Raw genomic sequence first — 22,405 nt, 5'->3', positions numbered from 1 at the left:
CGTCCGACTGTTCAGGTAGCCCCGATGTCGCTGTCATCCGAATCCCCGCGCTGGACCTCGCGCATCCTGCTGGTGGATGACGATCCGTCGATCCGCGAGTTGATTTGCGGTTACCTGGCGCGCTTCAGCATTAGTGCCCGGGGCGTGGGTAACGGCCTAGAAATGCGTCGGGCGCTGGCGGGGGAGGCCTTCGACCTGGTGGTGCTGGATCTGATGCTGCCGGGGGAGGATGGGCTTTCCCTCTGTCGTTCGCTGCGGCGCGACAGTGGCATTCCCATCCTGATGCTGACCGCCCAGTGCGAGCCGGCGGATCGCATCATCGGCCTGGAGCTGGGCGCCGACGACTACATGGCCAAACCTTTCGAACCGCGGGAGCTGGTGGCACGGATCCAGTCGGTACTGCGGCGGACCCAGGAGGGGCAGGTGACCCAACGCAAGGCGCCGCGGACCAGTGTCAGCTTCGATGGCTGGAAACTGGATGGTGTCCTGCACCAGTTGCATTCGCCCGCCGGGGTGATGGTGCCCCTGTCCAATGCCGAGGTGCGGCTGCTTTGGGTCTTCATCGAGCAGCCGCGCCAGGTGCTGAGCCGTGAGCAGTTGCTCGATGCCACCCGGGGACGGGCGATCGAGGCCTTCGATCGCAGCATCGATCTGCAGGTGTCGCGGCTGCGCAGCAAGTTGGGCGACGATCCCCGGGCGCCGCAGTTGATCAAGACCGTGCGCGGCGAGGGCTATCTGTTCGATGCCAGGCAGATAGGGCACTAGCCATGCGCCGCCTGGATACCTTGTTCGCCCGGCTGTTCGGGGTCTTTCTGCTGGCCATCCTGCTGGGCCATCTGCTGGCCTTCTTCTGGTTTCGTCATGGGCTCGGCGAGCGTCCGCCACCACCTCCACCGCCCATGGCGGGCGAGGTCGCCTTCGATCGGCCACCGCCGCCTGGGCCTTTTCCCCATCGGGAGCCCGGCGTCTGGCAGCGCATCGAGTGGTTCCTCGGCGGCCCCTTGATCTTCCAGCTGGGCTCGCTGGTGATCGCGGCCTGGCTCGGGGCGCGGCTGCTGACCCGGCCGCTGCGCCAGTTGACCGAGACCGCCGAGCACCTGAGCCACAACCTCGACGGTTCGCCCATTCCGGTCACCGGCCCCTGGGAGACCCGGGAAGCCGCGCGGGCGCTCAATCGCATGCACCAGCACCTGCTCGAACAGCTCCAGCAGCGTGGGCGCATGCTCACGGCCATCTCCCATGATCTGCGCACGCCCCTGGCGCGGGTGAAGCTGCGCATCGAGGACATCGACGATCCACGCCTACATGCCCGGGTCAGCCAGGACGTGGACGACATGATCGAGTTGCTCGACGGCACCCTGAGGTATCTGCGCGAACAGCACCGCCAGGAGCGTCCCATCCTTTGCGATGTCCAGGCGCTGGTCGAGGCCATGGCCGAAGATGCGGCCGAGGAGGGCGCCCAGGTCGCAGTCCAGGGATGTTGCCAGCCACTGAAGGTGGCGCCCATGGCGTTGCGCTCCTGTCTCGGCAATCTGCTGCAGAACGCCTTGCGCTACGCCGGCCAGGCGGAGATCCAGCTGAGCGAACAGCCGGGGCGGCTGATCATCTCCATCCTCGATCGCGGCCCTGGGATACCGGCCCAGTATCGTGAGGCGGTGTTCGAACCCTTCTATCGCCTGGAGGGCTCGCGCAACAGATCCTCCGGGGGGACCGGGCTGGGGCTGGCCATCGCCCGGGAAGCGGCGGCGCACATGGGGGGCGAGCTGACGCTTGGCGAAACCCCCGGTGGCGGACTGACCTGTCAGGTGGTGCTACCGCGCCCCTGATGTATCGCCGGGCATACAAAGTGGCCAAATGGCCGACATCCAGGCGGCGGATACTGGCAAGTGCGGAACATCGATGTCCGCATTTCCCAGGAGAGATATTCATGATCAGCGGAATAGGCAGTGGCTACTCCAGCTACTACAGCAGTGCCAGCGCGATCAAAGGCACAGCTACGACAGCGTCCGGCAACAGCGTCAGCGGGGGTAAAGACGGCAACCCGTTGAAGAAGCTGTTCAGCAAGCTCGACAGCGATGGCGACGGCGCCATCAGCAAGAGCGAACTCACCGCCGCCGCCAGTGCGGCGAGCGATACCCAGACGGCTACCGACGAAAGCGGAGATATCGACATCGACAAGTTGCTCGGCATGCTGGACCAGGATGGCGATGGCAGCGTCGGCGAGAGCGAATTTGCCTCGGCCTTCGCACCGCCGCCGGGTGCACCTGGCGCTCCCCAGGGGCAGAGGGGCACGGAGGAATCCAGCGATTCCAGCGTCGCGGGGCTGGGCGGTTCAGCGCGCCCGCCCATGCCTCCACCGCCGCCCCAGGGTACGAGCGGGCAAGGGGACACCGAGGCCGAGGCTAGCACTGGGACGGCGTCGAGCCCCTATGCGCAACTGGTTCAGGCGGTATTGCGCCAGTACCAGAGCATTGGCAGCAACGGCACCAGTAGCGCCACGGGTAGTACCTTGAACGTCGCTGCCTGAACGTAGGTCGATAGCGCAGGGCAGGGCGGCCAGGGGCCGTCCAGTCTGCACCCACTCAGGCTTCACGCGACTCCTTTCTCCGCGCCGCTCCCCGTGAGGGGTGAACCCCTTACCCCTCGACACCAGGTCCCTGGGTGCCGTCAGCTGGCTGCATCCCGGGCTAATTTCTTAGCTGTTTCAAGATGTTGCCATCACGGCTTGGCTTTGGATTCTCGCGGAAATGTTATGATATAACGTGCGCCTTCATTGGCTTGGCCGAGACCTAGGTGTCAGCAGCGGGTATCGGCGTTTTCGCTTTGCTAAGGACTGTCATGCTTTCATCCCGCCCCCTCCGCACGGCCCTGACCGCTTCGGCCTTGGCCACCCTGGTCGCGTTCGTGCCGACCCTTTCCAGCGCTCAGGAACGCGTCTTCGATGTGGTTGGCCCCTTCGAGATCGGTGGTCTGGACCCGTCGATTTCCGGCTTCGTCTTCCAGCGCATGCAGATCGCCGAGACCCTGCTCGAAACCTATGGCCAGGGCAAGCCGATCGCTGGACTGGCAGAGCGCTGGACGGAATCGGCAGATGGCCTGACCTGGCGGCTCGCCATTCGCCAGGGGGTGAAATTCCATGACGGCAGCGACCTCACGGCGGAAGCCGCGGCCGCTGCGCTCAATGCGGCACGCGGCAAGCCCGGAGTACTCAAGCAGGCAGGCATGGAATCGGTCACTGCCGAGGGTAACGAGGTGGTGATCCGCCTGGCGAAACCCTTCAAGCCCTTGCTGGCCCTGTTGGCGCATTCCTCCACCAATATCCTGGCGCCCGCCGCCTATGATGCCGATGGCAAGGTGCAGAAGATCATCGGCACGGGACCGTACCAGCTGACCCTGCTGGAGCCGCCCCAGCGTCTGGCCGCCGAGCGCTTCGCCGGCTACTGGGGCACCCAGCCGGAGATCGCCAAGACCACCTACCTGGCCGCCGGCCGCGGCGAGACCCGCACCCTGATGGCTGAAAGCGGCGATGCCGAACTGGTGTTCCAGCTTGATCCGCCCAGCATCGCGCGACTCAAGCGCTCCAGCAATCTCAAGGTACTGATCGAGCCGGTTCCGCGGGTGGTGTTGCTGACCCCCAACTCCGGCGCTGGCGCCACCGCGCCGGTCGAGGTGCGGCAGGCGCTCAGTCTGGCCATCCAGCGTGAGGGCGTCGCCGCCGCCGTGTTACGCGCCCCGGGTACCGGTGCGACCCAGCTGTTCGCCAAGAACGTGCCCGCCTGGCATGACCCCGAGCTGGCGCCGCTCGCCTATGATCCGGCGGCGTCGCGCAAGCTGCTGGCCGGCCAGGGCTGGACTGCGGGAGCCGATGGCATCCTGCAGAAGGACGGCAAGCCGCTCAGGCTCAAGCTGCTGACCTATTCGGATCGTCCCGAGTTGCCGCTGATCGCTACCGCCCTGCAGGCGCAGTTGCGCGAAGTGGGCGTGGACGTGGAAGTCGCAGTGCAGAACTCCAGCGCCATCCCCGCCGCCCACAACGACGGCTCGCTGCAGCTGGCGCTCTATGGTCGCAACTTCGCACTGGTGCCCGATCCCCTGGTCACCCTGCTCAATGACTTCAGCCACGGTGGCGCCGAATGGGGCCCGCTGGGGTGGCAGAATCCGGCCTTCGATCAGGCCTTGGCCGCGCTGCTGGCCAGCGATGATCCGGCCGAGCAACAGCGTCAGCGCTACGCCGCCATGGCCCAGGTGCAAAAGGACCTGCCGGTGATCCCGGTGGCCTGGTATCGCCAGACCATGGCCGTGTCCAATGCCGTCCAAGGCGCCGCCATCGATCCCTTCGAGCGCACCTTTGGCCTGAGCAAGATGCGGTGGAGCCAATGACCCGCCTGCTCGCCTTTCGCCTGCTGCAGGCGGGCCTGGTCGCCCTGCTGGTCGGGGGGCTCACCTTCCTGTTCATGAACCTGCTGCCGGGCGACGCCGCCTACCGCATCGCCGCCGGACGTTACGGTTACGATCTGGTGGATACCGCGGCGGCCGAGGCCGTGCGGGCCGAGCTCAATCTGGATCAGCCGCTGCTGTGGCGCTTCTTCGCCTGGATCGGCGATCTGCTGACCCTGGATCTCGGCCATTCGCTGGTCTCCGGCAAGCCGGTGATGGATGTCGTCGCCCACGAACTGGGCAGCTCCATCCGCCTGGCCATTGGCGCCGTCTGCCTGTCGCTGCTGCTGGGGCCGCCGCTGGGGGTGGTAGCCGGTCTGCGTCCGGGCAGCCTGCTGGACCGCGGCCTGCTGCTGCTGACCACCGCGATCCGCGCGCTGCCGCAATTCGTCCTGGGCGTTATCTTCGTGCTGTTGTTCGCCATCTCCTGGCAGCTGTTCCCGGCGGCCGGGCACGGCACCTTCTGGCACAGCGTGCTGCCCACGCTGACCCTGGCCCTGGGGCTGGCCGCCGTGTCGTCCCGGGTCGCCCGGGATGCCACCGTGGAGGTCGCGGCCTCCGCCTATTACAGCTTCGGCCGCCTCAAGGGCCTGAGAGGCGCCGGGGTCTTCCTGCGCCACGGCCTGCGCAATATCGGCGTGCCGGTGGTGACCTACCTGGGCGTGCAGCTGGTGTATCTCATCGAAGGCGTGGTGGTGGTGGAGACGCTGTTCGCCTGGCCGGGCATCGGTCACGGCCTGGTCCACGCCATCGTTCAGCGCGACGTGCCCATGGTGCAGGGCACCGCCCTGGCGATGGGACTGCTGTTCGTCATCCTCAATACCCTGGTCGATCTCGCCAATCACCTGATCGACCCGCGTGGGAGAAACGCATGAATCTCGACGCTACCGCTGCCCTGGCGGCGCCTCCAGTGAAGTCTTCCGCGCGCGGACTGGGCCTGGCTCTGCTGGCCGCCATGATCGCCTTCGCCGTGCTCACCCCGCTGCTCTGGCAGGGCGACATCGCCCGCCAGGACTATATGGCGATCCTCGCGGCACCCACCAGCGCCTATCCCCTGGGCACCGATCACCTGGGTCGTGACATGCTGGCGCGGCTGTCGGTAGCCATCCGCTTCTCGCTGGGGCTGGCCTTCATCAGCGTCTGCACCGCCGCCATCCCGGGCGTGCTGCTGGGCATCCTGGCCGCCTGGAAGGGCGGGCTGGTCGACAAGCTGCTGGGCGGACTGGCCGAGTTGTTCCTGGCCCTGCCAGGTCTGCTGCTGGTCCTGCTGATCGTCGCGGTGTTTCCCGGTTCCTTCGTCGCCCTCTATAGCGCCGTGGCCCTGGTGCTGTGGGTGGAGTACTTCCGCATGACCCGCGCGCTGTCGCGCACCGTACTGGCTTCGCCGGCGGTAGCCGCTAGCCAGCTGCTGGGCTTCGGGCCGGTCTACATCGTGCGCCGCCATCTCTGGCCGCAACTGGCACCGGTTCTCCTGACCATCGCTGCCTTTGGCGCCGCCTCGACCATCATGGCCATCGCCGCCCTGGGCTTCGTCAGCATCGGCGTACGGCCGCCCACCGCCGAGCTGGGGCTGATGATCACCGAATTGCTGCCTTATTACGCCGAAGCGCCGCTGGTCATCGCCCTGCCGATCCTCGCGATCTTTCTGACCGTGCTGTCGCTGCTGCTCATCACCGGAGGACGCAAGCCATGACCGCCTTGCTCACTACCACGGCGCTGGAGATCCGTACCGCCGAGGCTCAGTTGGTGGAACCACTGTCCATCCGCCTGGCGCCGGGTCAGGTGTTGTCCATCATCGGCGAGACCGGCTCGGGCAAGAGTCTGTTCGCCCAGGGGGTGGTCGGTAACCTGCCGGCAGGACTGCAGGCCCACGGGCAGATCGGCCTGGCGGACGGCTTCAGCGAAGAGGGCCGCCAGGCCGGTCGCCGCGAGCATTGGGGCAGGGGGCTGGCGGTGCTGCCCCAGGAACCCTGGCTGAGCCTGGACCCGACCATGAAGGCCCTGTCCCAGGTCACCGAGACCTATACCCAGGTGGTTGGCCTCAGCCGTGCCGAAGCCCGCGCCAAGGCCAGCGCGGATCTGGCGCGCCTGGGTCTGGCCGGCGCCGAGCGCAAGTATCCCTTCCAGCTGTCCGGGGGCATGGCCCAGCGCCTGGCCTTTGCCGCCACCCATGCCGGTGGCTCGCCGGTACTCATCGCCGACGAGCCCACCAAGGGCCTGGATCGCGATCGCATCGACGAGGTGATCGACCTGCTCAAGGCCATGCTGGCCGAGGGCGGCAGCCTGCTCATCATTACCCACGACCTGGAAGTCGCGCGCCGGCTGGGTGGCGAGGTGATGATCATGCTCAAGGGGCGGGTGATCGAATCGGGCACGGCTGAGCAGGTACTGGGCCAGCCGCAGCATGCCTATACCCGCCAGTTGCTGGCTGCCGATCCCGCGCAATGGTCGAAACGTGCCGCGCGACCGCTCGCCGATGACGCCGTGGTCGCGGTGGAAGGCCTGTCCGCCCAGCGCGGCGGCAAGCAGCTGTTCGAAGAGCTGTCCTTTACCGTCCGGCCCGGCGAGATCCTCGGCGTGACCGGGCCGTCTGGCTGCGGCAAGTCGACCCTGGGCGACATCCTGCTCGGCTTGGCCGCGCCCAGTAGCGGGGCGATTCGGCGCCAGCCTGGTCTGAGTCGCTGCGCTTTCCAGAAGCTGCACCAGGACCCGGTGGCCGCTTTCGCGCCCTCGGTGACCCTCCGTCAATTGCTGGCGGATCTGGTGCGGCTGCATCGCCTGGAGGCGGCACGGATTGGCCGGCTGATGCAGCGCCTGCGGCTCGATGAGCGGCTGCTGGATCGCTTGCCCGGCAACATCTCCGGCGGCGAATTGCAGCGTTTTTCCCTGCTGCGCGTGCTCTTGCTCGATCCAGCGCTGATCTTTGCCGACGAACCCAGCTCGCGGCTGGATCTCATCACCCAGCAGGAGATGATCGAGCTGCTGGTCGAGACAGCTGAGGAGTCCGGAACCGTCATCCTTCTGGTCAGCCATGACGAGCACCTGGTGGAGGCCGTCGCCGATCGGCGCATCCACCTGGGCACCCACACCAGACCCCTGCAGGACCAAGCGCCGGCACGGGAGCAGGGCAGCCGCCTGGCTGAATCCCTGACCTGAGATCAGGGCCCGCACGGGGGTGCGGGCCTGCCAACAGACGTCGCCAAGGCCGTGGTGCGATGCCACTGCCTTCGTGCGCGCGTCTTTCCAACAACTAGATCACCCACACTCCGCAGAGGACTTCATGGAACGCTTGCGCTATCAGAAAGGATTACCCCGAGCCAGTCGCTGGTTGCACGGCAGGCGCCTGGCCGCGCCGCTGGCACTGGGCGTATTGGGCGGCTGTATGGGGCTGCTGACGGGCGAGGAGGCCAGGGCCGACGGCTTCCTGGACGACAGCAAGCTCACCCTGACCCTGCGCAACTATTATTTCGGCAGCGATCGCCGCAACGGCCGGGCCGATCAGAAGGATTGGACCCAGGGCTTTCTGCTCGACTACCAGTCCGGCTTCACCCAGGGCACGGTCGGGTTGGGCGTCGACGCGTTCGGCTACCTGGGCCTGAAGCTCGATGGCGGTCCCGGGCGCCGAGGAACCGGCAATCTACCCGTCCATGCCGGCAACCAACCGGCGGACGAGTATTCCCGCGCCGGCGCGGCGGCCAAGCTGCGTCTGGGACAGACGGTGGTGCGCTACGGTCAGCAACTGCCCACGGCACCGGTCTTCGCCATCAGCACCAGCCGCCTGCTGCCCCAGAGTGCCACCGGCTGGAGCATCCTCAGCACGGACATCTCCGGCCTGACGCTGGAAGCCGGACATTTCACCTCGGGTACCGATCAGGTCAGCACCAACCGGGACGGTGATCTCTGGGCCGGTTATGCCCGGCGCCGCGCGGATCACGTCGACTTCGCCGGGGGCAAGTACGCCTTGGCCAAGGGTGTCAGCCTGTCGCTCTACGCGGCCCAGCTCGACGACATCTGGAATCAGTACTACGGCAACTTCAACCTGGTGCAGCCATTGTCGGCGAGCCAGTCGCTGACCTTCGATGCCAACCTGTACCGGACCCTCGATACCGGTGCCGCCAACGCCGGTCCCATCGACAATACGGCGTACAGCTTCGCCGCAGCCTACAGCCTCGGTCCGCAGACCTTTACCCTGGGCTGGCAGCGGATCGATGGGGGTACGCCCTTCGACTACATCGGCATGGGCGACAACGGGCGCACCGGCGGCGGGCTGTTCCTCGGCAATGCCTCGATGTTCTCCGACTTCAACGCACCCGGCGAGCGCTCCTGGCAAGCGCGCTACGACCTCAACTTCAAGACCCTGGGCGTACCCGGTCTCAGCCTCATGACCCGCTACATCAACGGCAGTGACATCGATGGCAGCAACCTGCCCGTCACCAGCGCCTATCGCGGGCTGTACGGCGCCGACGACCGGGAGCGGGAGCTGAATCTGGAAGGGCGCTATGTCGTGCAATCCGGCTCGGCCAAGGGTCTGTCCATCCGGGTGCGCCAGGCCTGGCATCGCGGCTCGCTGTCCACCGGCGGTTCGGTCGATCAGCTGCGGGTGATCGTCGACTATCCGCTGCGCCTGCTCTAGCGCCGGCAATCGTTATTGTGAGGGGCGACGAACCGACCGCTAGCAGCCGGTTCGCTGTCGCCCGTCGCGCCTGGCTTAAGAGGACTCTGTTGCGCCGATAGCTCTAATAGTCACTTTATTAGGGATGCCCAACTCATGAGTCTGCGCAGTCTGAACGTCGCCCCCCGCGCCGTCCTGTTCTTTTCCGTGATCGTCCTGATTGTCTTCGGGCTCGGCGCCGTCGCCGTGGTACAGATGGGCAAGCTCTACGAGGCGGAACAGGACGTGGAGACCAGTTGGCTACCAGGTAATCAGTTGGCAGCGAAGATGGGCGGCGGACTGCTGCGTTTGCGTCTGGAAAGTCTGAGGGGCACCACCACGCCGGATCCGCAGCTGCGCGCCCAGACCGTCGCGGCCTTTCCCGGCTATCGCGATGCCTTCTTCATGGCGGTGAAAGAGTACGAGGCGACCCTGGCCAGCGACGAAGACCGCCAGTTGTACGCGGCCGTGGTCAAGGGGGCGGAAGGCTACCGGACCTTGCTGGAAGCCTTCGAGCAGAAACTGCGCACAGGTGACAACGAAGGTGCCATCGTCCTGATCAATACGTCGATACGCCCGCTCACCAATGCTCTGGAAAAGCACATCGCCGAGCTGAGTGCCTTCAACGAGCGCGGCGCCAAGGCCGCCGGAATCGCGGCAAAGGCCACCTTCACCACGGGCCTGTACTGGGTTTATGGCCTCATCGCCCTGACCGTTCTGGCCACCGTAGTGCTGGCCGCCCTGCTGATCCGCAGCATCACGCGACCGGTTGGCGAAGCCCTGCGCATCGCCCAACGGATCGCCCGCAAGGATCTGACCGAGCGGATCACCGTGGTCGGTCGTGACGAGGCGGCCGGCATGCTGCAGGCCCTGGCCCAGATGCAGGGCAATCTGCGCGACACCGTTTCCCATATCGCCGACAGCTCGACCCAGTTGGCCTCCGCGGCAGAGGAGATGACCGCCGTGATCGACGAAGCCAGCCGGGGTTATGTACGGCAGAACGACGAGGTCAACCAGGCGGCCAGCGCCGTAACCGAGATGAGTTCGGCGGTGGAGGAGGTCGCGCGGAATGCCGCCGATGCGGCCAGCACCTCGCTGCACACCCAGACCCTGACCAGCGAAGGCCTGGACAAGGTCACCCGCACGGTCCAGTCGATCGAGGCGCTGGCCCAGAACGTGGCCAGTACCAGTGAGCAGATCCAGGCGCTGTCGTCCCGCGCCCAGGACATCAACGCCGTGGTCGAAGTCATTCGCGCCATCGCCGAACAGACCAACCTGCTGGCACTGAACGCCGCCATCGAGGCGGCCCGAGCGGGCGAGCAGGGACGCGGCTTCGCCGTGGTCGCCGACGAGGTCCGGGCGCTGGCCCATCGTACCCAGCAGTCGACCCGCGAGATCGAACAGATGATCGGCGCCATCCAGAGCGATTCGTCGTTGGCCGTCAAGGCCATGGCCGAGAGTCAGCAACTGGCCGGGGAATCCACGTCGGTCGCCCAACTGGCCAATGTATCCCTGGAGCAGATCGCCGAGTCCATCTCCCAGATCAACGACCGCAATGCGGTCATCGCCACCGCCGCCGAAGAGCAGGCGCAGGTGGCCCGGGAAATCGATCGCAACATCACCAGCATCCGGGATCTGGCGACCCAAAGCGCGACCGGTGCCACCCAGACCGCCAGCGCCAGCGCCGAGGTATCCAAGCTCGCTACCGGCCTGAATCGCGTGGTTCGCGAATTCGCCGTCTAGGCAGGGTGCGGAGGCGGGAAGGGCTTGCAGCGTCCAGCTGCAGGTTCTTCGCTCTAATAGCTCGACTAATGAGGGCCGCAGCCTGTTCGCCGGTACCGGTGCACGCACTCCGGCAGCGTGGCTTGCCGCTGGAATGCCTGAGGCACAATCTTTAGTATTCGGTTACATCGCCTCTGTTATCGGGTAGAGAACGAATCGGCGCTTGGCCTGCCTAAACAGTGTCCAAACAACCCGGAGTCCTACCATGAACGCGAAGAAAATCTCTGCTTTGATGTTTGCTGGTCTGATCGCTGCCAGTGGCGCTGCATTCGCCACCGAAGGTGCAGGCAATCCGCCGAAAGCCAACAGTGCCGGCATGGGCACCCCGGCTGGCCAGAAGACCGGTGAAGGCGCAGGTGCTGCGACCGGTGCCGGCAAGACCACGCTCAATGAGCAAGGTCAGAAGCAGCAGCAGTAAGGGTCTAGGGCCGCTGGTGCGTCTGGCGGCCCCTAACCTCTGTCTAGAATGGAACTTTATAGGCCTCCTCTGTCCAACGGGGCCGAGCGCGTGGGTACAGGGGTTAGATGGTGAGTGCGGAACAGAGCAAGGTTGTCCTGGTCGTCGAGGATGAGCCGCAGATTTTGATGATTCTGGCGGATTATCTTGCCGAGCTGGGTTACACCGTCCTACAGGCTCCCTCGTCGCTCGAAGCCTTTCGTATCCTGGCCGGTCGGCCGCGTCTCGATCTGCTGATCACCGACTTTCGCCTGCCCGATGACGTCTCCGGCGTGATGATCGCCGAGCCCGCCCTCAAGTTGCGTCCCGACCTCAAGGTCCTGTTCATCAGTGGTTATCCCGCCGAAATCATCGATACCGGTTCGCCGTTGCTGGGCAAGGTCCCCTTGCTGACCAAGCCCTTCTCCCTCGAGCGTCTCCACCTGCAGGTGCAGAAGCTGCTCGGCGCCTGATCCGCTACTTTCCCATAGATCGTTTTTCCGCCAGGACAGTCTATTGATCAGGTGCGACCAGTTCGGTCGCCTCAGGTTGGGAGACAACGGCGTCCATGGCCATCAAGCATTTCACTCATCACGAAGCGATCTCGTCCGCCGTTCCGGCTGAACAGGGTTTTGAAGCGGTCATCGCCGTCAAGGCGCGGCGCGAAGATGCCCATCCGACCTTTCACAAGGTCGCGACGGAGCGTCACTTCGATCTCGCCTCCGAAGCGGAGGAGGCCGCCGATGCCGCGCTCAATCGCGTGACGGAGATCGGCGACGACGATGAACTCCTCTGGGACGAGCAGGCCGTCTGATGAAGAGAGACCAGGAGCGGGACGAAGAACCGCGACAGAGCCAAGAGTCCACGCCGGATGACCCGGAGCTGAGTCGCGAAGAAGAAGAGGACGTCGACGAAAACCAGTTGCCACGCGCCGTGGTGCTCCATGAGATCATCCGCACCCAGGGTGATCACGAATTGGAACGGACCATCGCGGCGTTGTTCTGGTCGGCGCTGGCCGCCGGCCTGACCATGGGGCTCTCGCTGATGGCGATGGGGCTGCTCAACGCCAATCTGCCCGAGGGCGGCTACAGCAAGGTCATCGCCAGCTTTGGCTATTCGGCCGGCTTCCTGGCGGTAATCCTGGCTCGTCAGCAACTGTTCACCGAAAACACCCTGACGGCGGTGCTGCCGGTGATGAGCGAACCCACCCTGCATAACTTCGGTCGCCTGGGCCGGCTGTGGGGGGTGGTACTGGTGGGTAATCTCCTCGGGACCATCCTGGTCGCCTATGTGATCCTCCATCTGCCGCTGTTCGATGCCAAGGCCGACGCGAAATTCTTGGAGATAGGAACCAAGGTGATGGAAAACGATGCCTCGGCGATGTTCGCCAAGGGCATCGTATCCGGCTGGATGATCGCCACCATGGTCTGGATGCTGCCGGCTGCGGAGCACGCCAGGATCTGGATCATCGTGCTCATCACCTACCTGATGGCTCTGGGCGACTTTACCCACATCGTGGTGGGTAGCCTTGAGGTGGCCTATCTGGTGTTCGCCGGGGAAGCGAGCTGGGGCGACTTCTGGCTGACCTTCGCCGGGCCGACATTGGCCGGCAATATCGTCGGCGGCAGCCTGATCTTTGCGCTGATCAGCCACGCCCAGGTGCGCAGCGACGCTTGAAAGCGAAAGGGCCGGCAAATTGCCGGCCCTTCGCGGTGATCAGGCAGTTGCTTCGATCACTCGTCGTCGTTGAGCTGACCCATGGCGGTGGTGTTGAAGCCGCCGTCGACATAGAGGATCTCGCCGCTGATACCCGACGCCAGGTCGGAGCAGAGGAAGGCGCCGGCGTTGCCGACTTCGTCGATGGTCACGTTGCGGCGCAGGGGCGTCTGACGCTCGTTGGCGGCCAACATCTTGCGGAAGCTCTTGATGCCCGAGGCGGCCAGGGTGCGGATCGGACCGGCGGACACGGCGTTGACGCGGGTGCCTTCCGGGCCGAGGCTGCCGGCCAGGTAGCGGACGCCGGCCTCCAGACTGGCCTTGGCCATGCCCATGACGTTGTAGTTGGGCATGGTGCGCTCGGCGCCCAGGTAGGACAGGGTGAGCAGGCTGCCGTTACGGCCACGCATCATCTCGCGACCGGCCTTGGCCAGGGCGACGAAGCTGTAGGCGCTGATGTCGTGGGCGATCTTGAAGCCGTCACGGGTGGTCACCGCGGTGAAGTCGCCGTCCAGCTGGTCACCAGGGGCGAAGCCGACCGAGTGAACGATGCAATCCAGACCGTCCCACTTCTTCGCCAGCTCGGTGAACACGGCTTCGATCTGGGCGTCATCGGCGACATCGCACGGAAAGCACAGCTCGGGATTAGAACCCCAGCCCGCGGCGAACTCTTCGACGCGACCCTTGAGCTTCTCGTTCTGGTAGGTGAAGGCCAGCTCGGCGCCTTCGCGGTGCATGGCGGCGGCGATGCCGGAGGCGATGGACAGCTTGCTGGCGACGCCGACGATGAGAACGCGCTTACCGGCGAGAAATCCCATGGTTTTTTCCTCTTCTGTGTTGAATCCCGGGCAGCCGCCAAGGGCTTAGGTCCGGGTTGGGCATGGCTCTGCGCAGGTCAGAGCGAGATCTGGCCTGGCTCCGCTAGGGGTCAGGCACGGGTGGGGCGGTAAGGTAGCAGGTCGATACCCGGGACAAAAGCGCTGGTTGACCGCTGCGGTGAGCGGTCGCGCCTCAGTTGAGGAACAGCGTCAGGGTCTGGCCGGGGGTCAGGGCGGAGGCCACGCGTGGATTCCAGTCCTGCAGCGCCTGCACGCCGATGTTGTAGCGCTTGGCGATCTGGTAGAGCGAATCGCCCGCCTTGACCCGGTAGTAGGTGGGCGCGGCCTTGGCGTTCTTGGTCGTCTTGACAGCTGCCTGGGTGGCCTTGACGGTATAGGATGCCGGCATCGCCACGGCCGTGGCGGTGCCGCTGCTGGTACCGTGCAGCTTCAGGGTCTCACCGACCTTGAGGCCGCGTTTGCCGAGATCGTTCCAGCGCTTGAGATCGCCCAGCTCCACCTCGTTGGCCCGGGCGATGGACCAGAGGCTGTCGCCGGTGCGCACCTTGTAGGTCCGTACCACGGGCTCTTCGGCCACGGCGATGGTTTCCAGGGGCGTGGTGGTCTTGCCGGTCTCGCGCCGTGGGATCAGCAATTCCCGGCCAGCGGCCAGGCGGCTGCTGCCACTGAGCTTGTTGAGGGCGACGAGTTGCTCGACGCTCACGCGATTGCGCTTGGCGACGCTGCGCAGGGTATCGCCGCGGCGAACCCGGTATTCCTGCCACTGCACCACGGCCTCGGGGGCGATGTCGGGCAGGGTCGCGACCAGGCGCTGGGCCTTTTCCGCCGGCACCAGCAGGTGCTTGGGGCCGTCCATGGTCACGCGCTGGGTGTAGGCGGGATTCAGGCGATAGAGTTCGTTGGCGTCCAGATCCGCCAGTTCCGCGACCCGGGCCAGGTCCAGGTGCTGCTTGATGTCCACCACTTCGAAGTAGGGCTCGTTCGGGATGGACTCCAGGGCCAGGCCGTAGGCGTCCGGATTGCGCACGATCTGGGAAACGGCGAGCAGCTTGGGTACGTAGTCCTGGGTCTCCGGCGGCAGGGAGGACAGGTTCCAGTAGTCGGTCGGCAGACCCAGTGACTGGTTGCGTTCGATGGCACGACCGACCGTGCCTTCGCCGGCATTGTAGGCAGCCAGGGCCAGTAGCCAGTCGCCGCCGAACATGTCATGCAGCTTGCTCAGGTAGTCCAGGGCGGCATTGGTCGAGGCGGTGATGTCGCGGCGACCGTCATAGAAGCGGGTCTGGCGCAGATTGAAATACTTGCCGGTGGTGGGAATGAACTGCCACAGACCGGAGGCCGCACTGCGCGAAAGGGCATTAGGATTGAAGGAGCTTTCCACTACCGGTAGCAGAGCCAGTTCCAGCGGCATGTTGCGCTCTTCGAGGCGCTCGACGATGTAGTGCAGGTAGGGCGCGCCGCGGCTGCAGGATTGGGCGAGGGCGGCTTCATGGCTCGCATACCAGAGGCGCTGGCGATCGATGCGCGGATTGGTACCGTTGTCGCCTGCACCCTGGAGCTGATAGCCGTCCCGCACCCGGTCCCAGATGTCGCCGCTGGTCGCCGCTGTGGTCGGCGCCTTGCGCAGCCATTCCGGGGGACGCTGCATCTTGCTTTGCGTCATGTGCAGATCGGCCTGATAGGCGCGATTCTCCGGCTGCGAGTTGCTTTGACAGCCGGCGAGAAAGACCGCGAGGCAAAGCGCCGAGACTTTGAAGGAGGTGGCCAGAACGTCTAATTCGCGGGTCTTCGGCGTCGCTGGCGGCATTGGTCTGGGCTTTCCGGGAGCTGGAGGATGGGCGATTCTAGGAACCGCATCCCGGGGGGTCAAGGAACAACCCCTTGGCCTGTGACCTGTACGACGACCGAAAACCGCGCGTTCCGGCGTGGTGACGGGGCCTGGGCAATAGGTGTCAGAACGTGTCCTTCCAGCCTCTCAGGGCGGCGAAATAGGTATCCTCCGACGCCTCCGCAGCCACTCCGCGCTCCTCCTGCAGGCGTTGGCGCACGCCGTTTTCGGCTGTGCGCAGAAAGGGATTGATGCGGCGCTCGCGCCCCAGGGTGGAGGGCAGGGTAGGCCGCTGGGCCTCCCGCAACCGCTGGGTCTCGGCCAGGGCCTGTTGGACCGTGACATTCTCCGGTTCCACGGCCTGGGCGAAGCGCAGGTTGCTCAAGGTGTATTCGTGGCCGCAGTAGATTTCGGTGGCGTCCGGCAGGCTGGCCAGGCGCTGCAGGGAGGCCAGCATCTGGCTGGGCGTGCCTTCGAAGAGCCGACCACAGCCCGCCGAGAACAGGGTATCGCCGCTGAACAGCAGGGGTCGTTCGCCAGCCACATAAAAGGCGATGTGGCCGGCGGTATGGCCGGGCACGCGCAGCACCTCGAACGCGATCCCCAGGACTTCCAGCCGCTGGCCGTCGGCCAGGGGCAGGTCGACCGCGGCGATGCGCTCGTCGGCCGGCGCGCTCACCCGGGCGCCGCTACGCTGCTTGAGCGCGGCGATGCCGCCGGTATGGTCGTTATGATGATGTGTGATCAGGATATCGGTCAGGCGCCAGTCGGGGTTCGCGTCGAGCCAGGCGAGTACGGGCGCGGCATCGCCGGGATCGACCACGACCGCCTGTCTTGTCGCCGCGTCCTTGATCAGCCAGATGTAGTTATCGTTGAAGGCGGGCAGCGGAAGGATGTCGAACATGGATGAGCTCTCGGGTCGGACTGCAGGCCGCTAGGGTAGCAGTGGGTGGTAGGGCATAGGCTTCAGTATGAGAGGACCAGACGATGCACGATGAATTCTCCGCCCAGGTCGATCCGCGCTGGCTGAAGTTGATGACTTCGGCGCGGGAGTGGCTGGCAGGCCCCCTGGGCCAGTTGCTGCTGGAGCAGGAGCGGGTGCTGATCGATGAAGAACTCAAGCGCCATTTTGGCAGCTATCTCGTCCATTACGGTCCGCACCCCACGGCACCGGCCAATTGCGGTCAGCTCAGGCACGCGGTGCGCATCGGGCCGCCGCTGGGCGATGTCGACATCGTCTGTGAGGAAGGCGCCTGGCCGCTGAGTGAGCATGCGGCCGACGTGGTCCTGCTGCAGCATGGCCTGGATTTCTCCCTGGCGCCCCACCGGCTGTTGCGCGAAGCGGCGTTGAGCGTCCGGCCCGGCGGCCATCTGGTCGTAGTGGGCATCAACCCCTGGAGCCTTTGGGGCGTGCGTCATTACCTGGCCCGGGATGCGCTGCGCAAGGCCCGCTGTTTCGGCCCCAGTCGGGTCGGCGACTGGCTGTCGGTGCTGGGTTTCGCGCTGGAGAAACGCCGCTTCGGGTGTTATCGTCCGCCGCTTTCATCCCCCAAGTGGCAACAGCGGCTGGCCTGGATGGAGCAGGGCGAAGCCGAACCCAACTGCGAACAAGCAGCGGGTGCGGGTTTCTATCTGCTCTCGGCGCGCAAGCTGATGTTCGGCCTGCGTCCGGTGCCCCAGGCGCGCAAGGAACCGCGTGGCAAGCTGGTGCCCATGCCGGTGGCCAAGATCAGCCGCCGCGAATCGAGTGAATCCAATGAGTGACGACATCGTCGAGGTCTTTACCGACGGCGCCTGCAAGGGCAATCCCGGCCCCGGTGGCTGGGGTGCCCTGCTGAAATTCAAGGGTGCGGAGCGCGAGCTCTGGGGCGGCGAAGCCAACACCACCAACAATCGCATGGAGCTGATGGCGGCCATCCAGGCCCTGGCGGCGCTCAAGCGCCCCTGCCAGATCCGCCTGACCACCGACTCCGAGTACGTGATGAAGGGCATCACCCAATGGCTGGTGAACTGGAAGAAGCGCGGCTGGCAGACCGCCGCCAAGCAGCCAGTGAAGAATGCCGAGCTATGGCAGGCCCTGGATGAGCAGGTGCAGCGCCATCAGGTGGAGTGGCGCTGGGTGCGTGGCCATACCGGCCATCCCGAGAACGAGCGGGCCGACCAGTTGGCCAACCGCGGTGTCGATGAAGTCCGGCAGGCCAAGCAGGCCGCCAAGGCGTAACCAGCCAAGAGGTTAGCGATGAGATATGTAGTTCTGGATACCGAAACCACCGGCATGCCGATGACCGATGGCCATCGGATCATCGAGATCGGTGGGGTGGAAGTCATCGGTCGGCGACTGACCGGGCGGCATTTCCATGTCTATCTCAATCCGGATCGGCAGATCGACGAAGGTGCCATCGCGGTCCACGGCATCACCGATGAATATGTCGCCGACAAGCCGCGCTTCGCCGAAATCGCCGACAGCTTCTTCGAATTCATCGAAGGCGCCGAACTGGTCATCCACAACGCGCCCTTCGATGTGGGCTTCATCAACATGGAGTTCGCCCGGCTGGGTGTCCATCCCGAGCGCGCCGACATCACCCAGCACTGCTCGGTGCTCGACACCCTGGTCATGGCGCGCGGTCGGCACCCCGGTCAGCGCAACAGTCTGGATGCGCTCTGCAAGCGCTACGGCGTAGACAACTCCAACCGTGAGTTGCACGGCGCCTTGCTGGACGCCGAGATCCTCGCGGACGTCTACCTGGCCATGACCGGTGGCCAGACCAGCCTGTCGCTGGCGGCCCACGGCCAGGAAGGCAACGGCGATGGCAACTACGTCATGCCGATCAGGCGCCTGCCGGCCGAGCGCCCGCGGACCCGGGTGATCAGTGCGACCAGCACCGACCTCGATGCCCATGCGGCGCGCATGGCGGCCATCGAGAAGAGCTGTGGCCGAACCCCGCTCTGGCTGGCGGGCGCTGGAACCGAATAACGCCTTCCTCCCTTCTCCCAAGCGCCCGGTCGGCCCCTGACCGGGCGTCCGCGTTCGTCTGAATAAGCTGAAAGACCTCACAATTTTCAGCTATCGTTCAACTAAGATGCTGCAGGCTGGTCATTTGAGCCCGCATGAAGCCTCGAATTTCGAATTGCGCGGAACTTTATTTCTCCCGCGAACTCGTATGACGATTCGGAATTATCGCTTCGCTTTTGTGGATTTACAGGTCTAGCGTTCCAGAGCAAGGTTCCCTGGCGTGGCGAGAGGTCAGATCCCCGTCCGCCTGGAATGATGAGGGTGGCCCGGTCAGGAAGACGCAGGTACCTAGGCTCCAGTTGGAATAGCAAGCCTTTCTTCCCGTTTTAAAATGGCGTTGGCGAGGTTGTAATGGCGCAGGAGGCGTAAGGCACCATGGTGACCGGAGCAAGAGCTTTGAGCTTGGTCCGCGAACAGCTGTTCGCGACCATCGAGGAAGCTGAATCCCATCTTGAACGCTTCATCGTCGAGCGGCACTGCAGCAGCCTGTTGCAGCGTGCGGTCGAGAGTCTTGGCCAGATTCGCGGCGCCTTGACGCTGATCGAACTGGCAGGCGCCCAGTTGCTCGCCCACCAGACCCTGCAGATCGCCAACGACATCCCTGCGGGTGCCGGTCCCGAACACGACGAGCACCTGATGGCGATCTGTCGTGGGTTGCATGTGCTGCGCCGCTATCTCGAACAGCTGCGCAGCGGCCAGGACGAGATGCCCGAACTGTTGCTGCCGGCGATCAATGCCCTGCGCCTGGCGGGCGGCGAGCCAGAACTTCCGGAAAGCTACTTCTTCAGCGTCCGTCTCGACCAACGCCCCCTGATCAGCGCGACCACGCGCCTGGGCCTGCGCGAGCGCCAGGCCCAGGCGCGCCGAATGCGTCAAACCTACCAGATCGGCCTGCTGGGCTTTCTGCGTGACGTCAACGGTGCGGCCAGCCTTAGACTGATGGCGAGAGCGCTGGAGCGCTCCGCCGCGTTGCTGCACGATCATGTCGGCGGCTACCTGCCGTGGGTTGCCGCGGCCACGGTCGAAGGCTTCGCCCAGGGTCGCCTGACCGCCACCCGTGAACGCAAGCAGCTGTTCGCCCGGGTCGATCGCGAATTACGTCAGATGCTGGGTAACGACCTGCACGAGCCGGCGCGTAGCACCCTCAAGGAACTCCTCTATCTCCTGGCGTTGGCTGGTGTCGAGGGCGCCCATCCGCAGGAGGTCATGAACGCCTACGGCTTCGAGCGCCTCGGATTCACCGATGCTCAGCTCGAAGCCGGCAAGAAGCGTCTCGCCGGTCCGGGCCATGGCGTGATGCATTCGCTGTCGGCCGCTATCCGCGAAGAGGTGGAAACGGTCAAGGATCTGATCGACCTCATCGAGGCCGAGCTGCGCACGGGCGCCGAGCAGCATCGCCTGCCGCGCTCCGATAATTTCTCCCGGCTGTATGTCCAGGTTGGCCTATTGGGCAAGACCCTGGAAATGGTCGGGCAGGAGAATGCCGGTCAGGTGCTGCAGCAGTGCCTGCCGAACATCTCTCAATTACGCGACAAGCCGCTCGTGCTCGAAGATCTCGCACCGCTGGCCGATGCCCTGTTGCTGGTGGAAAGCCTGCTGGGCCAGCCCGAAGGGCAAGGCTCGCTGATCGACGTGCCGCTGGAAGCCGAAGGCGTCCAGCTCAGTGTCGCCAACTACCAGTTGGGCGAGGCCCAGGCGCTACTGCACCGGGAAGCCTACAAGGGCCTGACCGATGCCAAGCGCGCCATTGGCGCCTTTCTCGATTCGCGGGGCGATACCCTGCACCTGGCCACCGTGCCGGCGCTGCTGGATACCGTCCGCGGCGCGCTGTTCTTCCTGGGCAATCCCCGCGCCGCTGAACTGGTCCGTGCCTGCACCGGCTATATCCAGCGCTGCCTGATCGAAGGTGGCCAGGCCTGCGAGCCGGCGACACTCGAGGTGCTGGCGGACGCTCTCAGCAGCATCGAGTTCTTTGTCGAAAGCGGTGGCACCGAGGGTCAGGACGGCACCCCGGAAATCCTCGATATCGCGGCGCAAAGCATTCGCGCCCTGGGCTGGACCTCGGCCGCGGCATGAGTCTCTGGCAACCTGGCTGGTTCCAGACCGCCCAACCCGCCGGCGGTTGGCTGGTCGTGCATAGCGGTCAGGCGTTTCTGACCGCGGGGGCGGAGGTGCTCTTCGCCCCGGACGATCCGCGCGTCCAGGGGTTCGCAGGTGAGCACCATGGTCTGGGTCAGTGGCAGGCCCAGCCGGTCACTCTGCTCGAAGTGGATACGCCGGCGGACGTCGAAGGCTGCGTCTGGCAGCCGCTGCGGCCGCTGATGCTGCAGTCGCCTCATGCGCTGTTCAAGTTGCTTGGCTACGCCAATCAGATCGGCACCTGGGCGCGGCAGCATCGCTTTTGCGGGCAGTGCGGTACTCGTACCTTCGCCCTCGATGGCCAGCGCGGCCTCAAATGTCCGAATTGCCAGCTCACCCAGTATCCACGGCTGTCGCCGAGCATGATCGCCCTGATCACGCGCGGTGATGAGGTGCTACTGGCGCGGTCGCCCCGCTTCGCGCCCGGGGTCTTCAGCACTCTGGCCGGCTTCGTCGAACCGGGCGAGTCGGCGGAGGCCTGCGTACACCGGGAGATCATGGAAGAGGTGGGCGTCTCGGTCACCAACCTGCGCTACCAGGGCAGCCAGAACTGGCCCTATCCGCATTCCCTGATGCTGGGTTATCACGTCGATTACCTGGGCGGCGACATCCGGTGCCAACCGGATGAAATCGAAGATGCCCGCTGGTTCCACCTGCGCGAGTTGCCGACGCTGCCGCCGGCCTTTTCCATCTCGCGCTTTCTGATCGATCGCTATCGGGTCGAGCGGCTAGGCGGCGCTGAACCAGTGCTGCCAGATTAGCTTGACGGTCAGCGCCAGCACGACGCAGATGAACACCGGGCGGATGAACTTGGCACCGCCGGCGATGGCGCTGCGCGCGCCCAGGTAGGCCCCCAGGGTCAGCGACAGACCCATGGTCAGGCCCAGCACCCACAGCACCTGCCCCAGGGCGATGAACATCACCAGGGCGACCCCGTTGCTGACGAAATTCATGGTGCGGGCCACGCCACTGGCCTTGAGCAGGTCCAGGGGGTAGAGCAGCAGGCTGCTGACCGTCCAGAAGGCGCCCGTGCCCGGTCCGAACAGGCCGTCGTAGGCGCCCAGCGTCAGCCCCTGCGGCCACTGGCGTCGCTGCGGTACGGACGCGTCGCTGAGTACCGGCGCCTTGGGTGTGCCACCGAACAGCAGATAGAGGGCGCAACTGAACACCACCACCGGCAGCAGCTGGTTGAGGAAGTCCGCGGAGAGATGGTGGGCAACCAGGGCGCCGATCCCCGCGCCGATGGCGGTAGCCACCAGGGCATGCCGCCACTGACGGGGATGGTACAGCTTGCGGCGGTAGAAGGTATAGGCAGCGGTGGCGCTGCCAAAGGTGGAGCTGAGCTTGTTGGTGCCGATCGCCAGGTGGGGCGGCACGCCGGCCATCAGCAGGGCGGGCACCGTGAGCAGGCCACCGCCGCCGGCGATGGCGTCGATGTAGCCGGCCAGGAAGGCGACCCCCGCCAGCAGCGTCAGGGTCATGGGGTCCAGGGTGAATTCGAGCATGGGGTAGGGCGCCAGGTGGAACGGGGGCGCCATCATGCATCAGACGCGCAGCCGTCACC

Annotated in this window: 22 protein-coding genes and 1 pseudogene; 19 read left to right on the top strand and 4 right to left on the bottom strand. The window is 65.5% G+C overall.

Annotation, left to right across the window (positions count from 1 at the left end; all coding sequences use genetic code 11):
- The first annotated feature begins 24 nt into the window (after positions 1-24).
- From BMZ43_RS06185 to BMZ43_RS06125, 14 genes and pseudogenes are all read left to right on the top strand, one after another.
- Positions 25-765 carry a response regulator gene (locus tag BMZ43_RS06185; RefSeq protein ID WP_093251123.1) on the top strand — a complete coding sequence of 247 codons (741 nt, stop codon included), beginning with the start codon at positions 25-27 and terminating at the stop codon, positions 763-765.
- A 2-nt stretch (positions 766-767) separates the two neighbouring features.
- Entirely contained in the window at positions 768-1,826 is a 1,059-nt protein-coding gene (locus BMZ43_RS06180) for an ATP-binding protein (RefSeq protein ID WP_093251120.1), read from the top strand.
- 101 nt (positions 1,827-1,927) lie between these two features.
- On the top strand, positions 1,928-2,527 hold the full coding sequence (locus BMZ43_RS06175) for an EF-hand domain-containing protein (protein WP_093251117.1): 600 nt from the start codon (positions 1,928-1,930) through the stop codon (positions 2,525-2,527).
- A gap of 311 nt (positions 2,528-2,838) precedes the next feature.
- Positions 2,839-4,380: an ABC transporter substrate-binding protein gene (locus BMZ43_RS06170; RefSeq protein WP_093251115.1), complete on the top strand. Its 1,542-nt coding sequence runs from the start codon at positions 2,839-2,841 to the stop codon at positions 4,378-4,380.
- Positions 4,377-5,312 carry an ABC transporter permease gene (locus BMZ43_RS06165; RefSeq protein WP_064308691.1) on the top strand — a complete coding sequence of 312 codons (936 nt, stop codon included), beginning with the start codon at positions 4,377-4,379 and terminating at the stop codon, positions 5,310-5,312. Before BMZ43_RS06170 ends, BMZ43_RS06165 begins: the two co-directional genes overlap by 4 nt.
- Complete coding sequence (locus BMZ43_RS06160) at positions 5,309-6,130, top strand: ABC transporter permease (RefSeq protein ID WP_093251109.1); 822 nt, start codon at positions 5,309-5,311, stop codon at positions 6,128-6,130. Before BMZ43_RS06165 ends, BMZ43_RS06160 begins: the two co-directional genes overlap by 4 nt.
- Positions 6,127-7,593, top strand: a complete 1,467-nt coding sequence (locus BMZ43_RS06155) for an ABC transporter ATP-binding protein (protein ID WP_093251105.1) — start codon at positions 6,127-6,129, stop codon at positions 7,591-7,593. The genes BMZ43_RS06160 and BMZ43_RS06155 overlap by 4 nt, the downstream gene beginning before the upstream one ends.
- A gap of 172 nt (positions 7,594-7,765) precedes the next feature.
- Positions 7,766-9,070: an OprD family porin gene (locus tag BMZ43_RS06150; RefSeq protein WP_371913861.1), complete on the top strand. Its 1,305-nt coding sequence runs from the start codon at positions 7,766-7,768 to the stop codon at positions 9,068-9,070.
- A 135-nt stretch (positions 9,071-9,205) separates the two neighbouring features.
- A pseudogene (locus BMZ43_RS27215) lies at positions 9,206-9,976 on the top strand (MCP four helix bundle domain-containing protein); the annotation flags it as partial.
- The gene (locus BMZ43_RS27210) at positions 9,968-10,831 is read left to right on the top strand and encodes a methyl-accepting chemotaxis protein (RefSeq protein ID WP_371913860.1); all 864 of its coding nucleotides are present in this window, start codon (positions 9,968-9,970) and stop codon (positions 10,829-10,831) included. The pseudogene BMZ43_RS27215 and the gene BMZ43_RS27210, both read left to right, overlap by 9 nt.
- 244 nt (positions 10,832-11,075) lie before the next feature.
- A complete protein-coding gene (locus BMZ43_RS06140) occupies positions 11,076-11,288 on the top strand; it encodes a hypothetical protein (RefSeq protein ID WP_037007037.1) in 213 nt (70 codons plus the stop codon).
- 107 nt (positions 11,289-11,395) lie between these two features.
- A complete protein-coding gene (locus tag BMZ43_RS06135; protein WP_017640236.1) occupies positions 11,396-11,779 on the top strand; it encodes a response regulator in 384 nt (127 codons plus the stop codon).
- 95 nt (positions 11,780-11,874) lie between these two features.
- Positions 11,875-12,120: a hypothetical protein gene (locus BMZ43_RS06130; RefSeq protein ID WP_017640235.1), complete on the top strand. Its 246-nt coding sequence runs from the start codon at positions 11,875-11,877 to the stop codon at positions 12,118-12,120.
- Positions 12,120-12,983: a formate/nitrite transporter family protein gene (locus BMZ43_RS06125; RefSeq protein ID WP_093251094.1), complete on the top strand. Its 864-nt coding sequence runs from the start codon at positions 12,120-12,122 to the stop codon at positions 12,981-12,983. Before BMZ43_RS06130 ends, BMZ43_RS06125 begins: the two co-directional genes overlap by 1 nt.
- A gap of 56 nt (positions 12,984-13,039) precedes the next feature.
- Here the strand turns inward: BMZ43_RS06125 and fabI are convergent, their stop codons facing one another.
- The 3 genes from fabI to gloB form a co-directional block, all read right to left on the bottom strand.
- Positions 13,040-13,840, bottom strand: coding sequence for an enoyl-ACP reductase FabI (fabI, locus tag BMZ43_RS06120; RefSeq protein ID WP_017640233.1), 801 nt, complete (start codon positions 13,838-13,840; stop codon positions 13,040-13,042).
- Between the two features lie 193 nt (positions 13,841-14,033).
- The gene (locus tag BMZ43_RS06115; RefSeq protein WP_093251089.1) at positions 14,034-15,668 is read right to left on the bottom strand and encodes a lytic transglycosylase domain-containing protein; all 1,635 of its coding nucleotides are present in this window, start codon (positions 15,666-15,668) and stop codon (positions 14,034-14,036) included.
- A 145-nt stretch (positions 15,669-15,813) separates the two neighbouring features.
- Entirely contained in the window at positions 15,814-16,593 is a 780-nt protein-coding gene (gloB, locus tag BMZ43_RS06110) for a hydroxyacylglutathione hydrolase (protein ID WP_093251086.1), read from the bottom strand.
- Between the two features lie 83 nt (positions 16,594-16,676).
- On the opposite strand from gloB, the gene BMZ43_RS06105 reads away from it, so the two are divergent.
- The 5 genes from BMZ43_RS06105 (at position 16,677) to nudC (ending at position 21,602) form a co-directional block, all read left to right on the top strand.
- Complete coding sequence (locus tag BMZ43_RS06105) at positions 16,677-17,453, top strand: methyltransferase domain-containing protein (RefSeq protein ID WP_017640230.1); 777 nt, start codon at positions 16,677-16,679, stop codon at positions 17,451-17,453.
- Positions 17,446-17,910 (top strand): ribonuclease HI, encoded by a 465-nt coding sequence (gene rnhA / locus BMZ43_RS06100; RefSeq protein ID WP_017640229.1) that lies wholly within the window; start codon positions 17,446-17,448, stop codon positions 17,908-17,910. The genes BMZ43_RS06105 and rnhA overlap by 8 nt, the downstream gene beginning before the upstream one ends.
- Before the next feature lie 18 nt (positions 17,911-17,928).
- A complete protein-coding gene (gene dnaQ / locus BMZ43_RS06095) occupies positions 17,929-18,663 on the top strand; it encodes a DNA polymerase III subunit epsilon (protein WP_093251082.1) in 735 nt (244 codons plus the stop codon).
- Positions 18,664-19,077: 414 nt separating this feature from the next.
- Positions 19,078-20,778, top strand: a complete 1,701-nt coding sequence (locus BMZ43_RS06090; RefSeq protein ID WP_064308700.1) for a FimL-related protein — start codon at positions 19,078-19,080, stop codon at positions 20,776-20,778.
- Positions 20,775-21,602: an NAD(+) diphosphatase gene (gene nudC / locus BMZ43_RS06085; protein WP_017640225.1), complete on the top strand. Its 828-nt coding sequence runs from the start codon at positions 20,775-20,777 to the stop codon at positions 21,600-21,602. Before BMZ43_RS06090 ends, nudC begins: the two co-directional genes overlap by 4 nt.
- Here the strand turns inward: nudC and BMZ43_RS06080 are convergent.
- Positions 21,570-22,346, bottom strand: coding sequence for a TSUP family transporter (locus tag BMZ43_RS06080; RefSeq protein ID WP_093252762.1), 777 nt, complete (start codon positions 22,344-22,346; stop codon positions 21,570-21,572). The genes nudC and BMZ43_RS06080 overlap by 33 nt on opposite strands.
- Positions 22,347-22,405: the final 59 nt, after the last annotated feature.

Source organism: Pseudomonas sp. Snoq117.2 (genome assembly GCF_900110545.1).
Lineage (GTDB): Bacteria > Pseudomonadota > Gammaproteobacteria > Pseudomonadales > Pseudomonadaceae > Chryseomonas > Chryseomonas benzopyrenica.
This window is presented reverse-complemented; position numbering and strand designations above follow the sequence as displayed.

What these genes read in the sequence shown, in the direction of transcription:
- BMZ43_RS06170 (WP_093251115.1), top strand. Translation starts at nt 2,839, where the DNA reads ATGCTTTCATCCCGCCCCCTCCGCACGGCCCTGACCGCTTCGGCCTTG.
- BMZ43_RS06140 (WP_037007037.1), top strand. Translation starts at nt 11,076, where the DNA reads ATGAACGCGAAGAAAATCTCTGCTTTGATGTTTGCTGGTCTGATCGCT.
- BMZ43_RS06185 (WP_093251123.1), top strand. Translation starts at nt 25, where the DNA reads ATGTCGCTGTCATCCGAATCCCCGCGCTGGACCTCGCGCATCCTGCTG.
- fabI (WP_017640233.1), bottom strand. Translation starts at nt 13,840, where the DNA reads ATGGGATTTCTCGCCGGTAAGCGCGTTCTCATCGTCGGCGTCGCCAGC.
- BMZ43_RS06125 (WP_093251094.1), top strand. Translation starts at nt 12,120, where the DNA reads ATGAAGAGAGACCAGGAGCGGGACGAAGAACCGCGACAGAGCCAAGAG.
- BMZ43_RS06135 (WP_017640236.1), top strand. Translation starts at nt 11,396, where the DNA reads ATGGTGAGTGCGGAACAGAGCAAGGTTGTCCTGGTCGTCGAGGATGAG.
- BMZ43_RS06130 (WP_017640235.1), top strand. Translation starts at nt 11,875, where the DNA reads ATGGCCATCAAGCATTTCACTCATCACGAAGCGATCTCGTCCGCCGTT.
- BMZ43_RS06165 (WP_064308691.1), top strand. Translation starts at nt 4,377, where the DNA reads ATGACCCGCCTGCTCGCCTTTCGCCTGCTGCAGGCGGGCCTGGTCGCC.
- rnhA (WP_017640229.1), top strand. Translation starts at nt 17,446, where the DNA reads ATGAGTGACGACATCGTCGAGGTCTTTACCGACGGCGCCTGCAAGGGC.
- BMZ43_RS27210 (WP_371913860.1), top strand. Translation starts at nt 9,968, where the DNA reads ATGCAGGGCAATCTGCGCGACACCGTTTCCCATATCGCCGACAGCTCG.
- nudC (WP_017640225.1), top strand. Translation starts at nt 20,775, where the DNA reads ATGAGTCTCTGGCAACCTGGCTGGTTCCAGACCGCCCAACCCGCCGGC.
- BMZ43_RS06105 (WP_017640230.1), top strand. Translation starts at nt 16,677, where the DNA reads ATGCACGATGAATTCTCCGCCCAGGTCGATCCGCGCTGGCTGAAGTTG.
- BMZ43_RS06160 (WP_093251109.1), top strand. Translation starts at nt 5,309, where the DNA reads ATGAATCTCGACGCTACCGCTGCCCTGGCGGCGCCTCCAGTGAAGTCT.
- BMZ43_RS06155 (WP_093251105.1), top strand. Translation starts at nt 6,127, where the DNA reads ATGACCGCCTTGCTCACTACCACGGCGCTGGAGATCCGTACCGCCGAG.
- BMZ43_RS06080 (WP_093252762.1), bottom strand. Translation starts at nt 22,346, where the DNA reads ATGCTCGAATTCACCCTGGACCCCATGACCCTGACGCTGCTGGCGGGG.
- BMZ43_RS06180 (WP_093251120.1), top strand. Translation starts at nt 768, where the DNA reads ATGCGCCGCCTGGATACCTTGTTCGCCCGGCTGTTCGGGGTCTTTCTG.
- gloB (WP_093251086.1), bottom strand. Translation starts at nt 16,593, where the DNA reads ATGTTCGACATCCTTCCGCTGCCCGCCTTCAACGATAACTACATCTGG.
- BMZ43_RS06090 (WP_064308700.1), top strand. Translation starts at nt 19,078, where the DNA reads ATGGTGACCGGAGCAAGAGCTTTGAGCTTGGTCCGCGAACAGCTGTTC.
- BMZ43_RS06115 (WP_093251089.1), bottom strand. Translation starts at nt 15,668, where the DNA reads ATGCCGCCAGCGACGCCGAAGACCCGCGAATTAGACGTTCTGGCCACC.
- dnaQ (WP_093251082.1), top strand. Translation starts at nt 17,929, where the DNA reads ATGAGATATGTAGTTCTGGATACCGAAACCACCGGCATGCCGATGACC.
- BMZ43_RS06175 (WP_093251117.1), top strand. Translation starts at nt 1,928, where the DNA reads ATGATCAGCGGAATAGGCAGTGGCTACTCCAGCTACTACAGCAGTGCC.